The sequence below is a fragment of the Burkholderia sp. HI2714 genome (assembly GCF_002223085.1).
Taxonomy (GTDB): domain Bacteria; phylum Pseudomonadota; class Gammaproteobacteria; order Burkholderiales; family Burkholderiaceae; genus Burkholderia; species Burkholderia lata_D.
Genome location: NZ_NKFM01000114.1, coordinates 1 through 2751 on the forward strand (window position 1 = coordinate 1; position 2751 = coordinate 2751).

The 2751-nt window shown below is 51.2% G+C and carries 3 protein-coding genes; 1 reads left to right on the forward strand and 2 read right to left on the reverse strand.

Annotated features, from left to right (window positions below; genetic code table 11):
- Positions 1–239, forward strand: a 239-nt coding sequence (locus tag CFB82_RS43810) for a hypothetical protein (protein ID WP_218829103.1), incomplete at its 5' end; no start/stop codon positions are given.
- A 97-nt stretch (positions 240–336) separates the two neighbouring features.
- Here the strand turns inward: CFB82_RS43810 and CFB82_RS41160 are convergent.
- Positions 337–2394 (reverse strand): galactose oxidase-like domain-containing protein, encoded by a 2058-nt coding sequence (locus tag CFB82_RS41160; protein WP_089487919.1) that lies wholly within the window; start codon positions 2392–2394, stop codon positions 337–339.
- 30 nt (positions 2395–2424) lie between these two features.
- Complete coding sequence (locus CFB82_RS42975; protein ID WP_143751083.1) at positions 2425–2676, reverse strand: hypothetical protein; 252 nt, start codon at positions 2674–2676, stop codon at positions 2425–2427.
- Between the last annotated feature and the right edge of the window lie 75 nt (positions 2677–2751).

Genomic DNA, 2751 nt, shown 5'->3' on the forward strand with positions numbered 1-2751 from the left:
CAACCGCACACACGGATCTGAAAAAGCTTCGCGCCCTATGGCCTTGGTCGAAATTTGAAATTTCTATTTCAAATCATCGATTTAAGGTCATTTTGGCGAAAATTTCACGAATCCCGGCCGACCCTCAACTTGCGGGCATCAGTTTTCGTCTTCATGCCCGTATAACGCACCACGAACTATTTGGTGCACTCGTCAGTAACCCAAACAGCCTCCTCGATTCCCGGGGCGGTTCACTGTAAGGCATGAAAGCGCACCAGTCGGATAGATCATCGAATTCTTTCTACCCGACTCCCGGTCGCCCCGCAAGGTGCTGAACAAAGCCAACCAGATCCGACATTAGCTCAGTTTCAAGATTGCTGCGACAGAAGGCACACCTTTATCACTGATTGCGAAGAGCATGTAGTATCCCGGAGGCGCGATATTACCGTTCTTTGGCGCAGTCAACGAATATCGCTCACCGCCCGAATTCGTTGCCTTCAATTCCAGTAAGCGCGCATCGGTGTTCGTCGCATGCGTTATCGCACTCAGTCTCACGAGTGTAAAACGCTTGATGATGCCGTCGCTTACGTGAGCATTCACGTTAAAGTTGACGCCATATTTCAGCTCTGCCTGCTCGCTATGAAGTGTGGGGCGCGCTCCACGAAACAGGTAGGGCGGACTGAAAATCTGAGCGCTGGCCTCGTTGACAGCACACCCACCACATTGCCCTCCCCCGGCAACCCATACCCGACCATCGGGCAACAAAACCGCAACGGAGTGGTAAATTCGAGGCTTGTCCATCGGGGCCATGACAGTCCAAGCATTCGTCTTCGGATCATAAAGTTCGGGAGCCATGATTGCACCCGTGATGTCGAATAATTTCGACCTAGGTGATCCGCCAACGGCAAGAACCTGGCCATCTGCCAATACCACACCATTGGCTTGATATCGCGGATAGCGCATCGGTGCCGCCTTGACCGAAGAACCTTGTGCCAGATCGATGAGATAGCTTTCCCTATATGCCGGATAGTTGCTTTCCATCTTTGTGAAATCCTCGTCGCCGAACGCAATCGAACCACCGGTTAGTAGAATCTTACCCTCCGAAAGTTGAGCGGTGATCGGACCTTGCGCGTTTTTCGCTCCAGGACGCACAGAGGCGATAGTCGTCATTCCATTTCCGGTTGTGTCGATCCAGCGCATCGCTGAGCTGGGCGCAACCTCAAGCAGTTTGCCGTTAGGCGCAAGAAAGGTTCGAGGATAGTATTGGAGGCGCGCCAAACCGTAATTGCCACCTACCTCCTGTTCGGGTTCGGTGATGCCCGTCAGAACCTTCCACTTGCTAGCGAGGCTTTGAGCCGGGGACCAGATTTCACCAAATCGGGTAACCAACCGGTTTTGGCCCTGTATTCCCTTGAACGCGTCTATAGAGTTCGTGTTGCTATCTCCGCCGATGGTGAAAACGCGCCCGTCACCAAGAACCGTTGCTGACGAATACCAGCGCGCAATGGTCAGCGAGCTCTCCTGCTTCCAAGAGTCGGTGCGATAATCGTAACTGGTAACCCGATCGCGCAGACTCTCCGTACCACCGCCCCCGACGATAAGCACGCGCCCGTCGGACAGTAGTACCTCCGCGGGGCAAAACATTTCGTGGCCTGTATGAACAACCTTTTCCGCAGTGGATCCAGTGTTCGGATCATAGATCCCGGTGAAGGTTTGCGTAACCCCAGTGTCATGAAACGAATGCGAACCAGATCCGGACCAATACAGAACCTTACCATTTGGCAATAGTGCAGCAGATGACGCGACCAAGCCAAGAGGCGTTATCGGCGACCATTTTCCAGAACTGTAACCGTCGAATGCCTGATGTTGAAACTTAGTAAATAAAAATACTTCATCGCCGGTAGTATTGCAATTCCCCTGAATCAAATTTGCACCATTTTTCGCAGAACCATCCCGTGCCACAATGCACCGGCCACTGGCGTGAGATGCAATATTGTAACCTTGTTGCACTGGAGTCAATTGCCACCGCTGCACCACATTGACGTTATTGTCGCACGCAGCAAGGCCTATATCATTGCCTTGCTTTGCCGTCACGCACATATGGCTAGCCGTTTGAGCGTTCTGCTGCGCCCGGAGAGCATACGTGCCATCCGTATTCTTCGTAACTTTAAATCTTTGATTATTCGCCCCATCACAATAGGCCATTTGTAGTGATGTGCCATCCGCCGCTCCATTCAGCGCCAAACATAGACTGGAATTTTTATCATGAATTTCATAAATCCAACCCGCATCAGGCATCGACTGCGAAGCGTTCGCATTACCAGATACTGCCAATGCGACCAATAGTTGACCAGAAAGAACGATCAGACAATGGAGAATTCGATCACCTTGGGTCATTAATTTAATATTTTTCATATAATATAAAATCCGAGTGAGTAGACAAACTCATCCTTGCGGTAACGTCCCATCCCATCCATCATGCGGATGAATGAGTTGGATGTGTTGGGTGAATAGCCGGACGGAACTGATGATTTGCTGTTCGTCATTCCCGGCGCCACTGCAGGCGGCAAGCGTCACAGCGGTAACAGCGGTGACAGTGGCAACGCAGAGGATACTCAGTTTCAATATCAAGACCATCTCCGAATTACTGACCAGTTCATCAAATAGTGCGTAATATTCAAGCGGCGTAACGGACATGTTTCTCGTTGAACAGGTTACGAATCACGTGAGGTTCCTTCTGGCGACGATGCAAATGGCTCCGGACATGCCGGA